The organism is Desulfallas sp. Bu1-1 (genome assembly GCF_015594625.1).
Taxonomy (GTDB): domain Bacteria; phylum Bacillota; class Desulfotomaculia; order Desulfotomaculales; family Desulfallaceae; genus JADNRQ01.
In genome coordinates this window covers 1-621 of record NZ_JADNRQ010000069.1, presented here as the reverse complement: position 1 = coordinate 621, position 621 = coordinate 1, and the positions used below count along the sequence as shown (strand labels likewise).

Below are 621 nucleotides of genomic sequence, written 5' to 3'. Positions count from 1 at the left end.
CACCATTTAAAGAGTGCGTAATAGCTCACTGGTCAAGTGACCTTGCGCCGAAAATGTAACGGGGCTCAAGCACGGTACCGAAACTGCGGACTACTCGAGGTTCGATGTTCGAGGTTCGAAATTCGAAAGGGGCTAAAGTGTTGATTAAGAGTTATCATGACCTTGAAGTATACAAAAGGTCATATAACCTGGCACTGCAAGTGCATAGATTAACACAGAGATTTCCAAGACACGAATTGTATGAGATAGGGAGTCAACTACGTAGAGCAGCCATATCAATACCGCTAAACATAGCCGAAGGATATGGTAGGAAGCAATACGTAAACGACTTCAGGCACTTCCTAATAAATGCATTAGGCTCGTGCAATGAAGTAGCTGTGTTGATCGAAATGGTCAAAGACCTGGGGTACGTTATAGAACAATATAGCGAACTCAGGGAAGAATACGACCATCTAGGCAGACAGCTAAATAAACTCATACAAACGTGGAAATGAAATCGAACATCGAACATCGAACTTCGAGAGTGGTAGGGGAGCGTTCCCATTGGGTAGAAGCCGTACCGGAAGGAGCGGTGGACCGGTGGGAAGTGAGAATGCCGGTATGAGTAAGCGAAAAGGCAGG

Annotated in this window: 1 rRNA gene; it reads left to right on the top strand. The window is 45.6% G+C overall.

Annotated features, from left to right (window positions below):
- Window positions 1-621: ribosomal RNA gene (locus tag IT084_RS17655) — 23S ribosomal RNA — on the top strand; the annotation flags it as partial.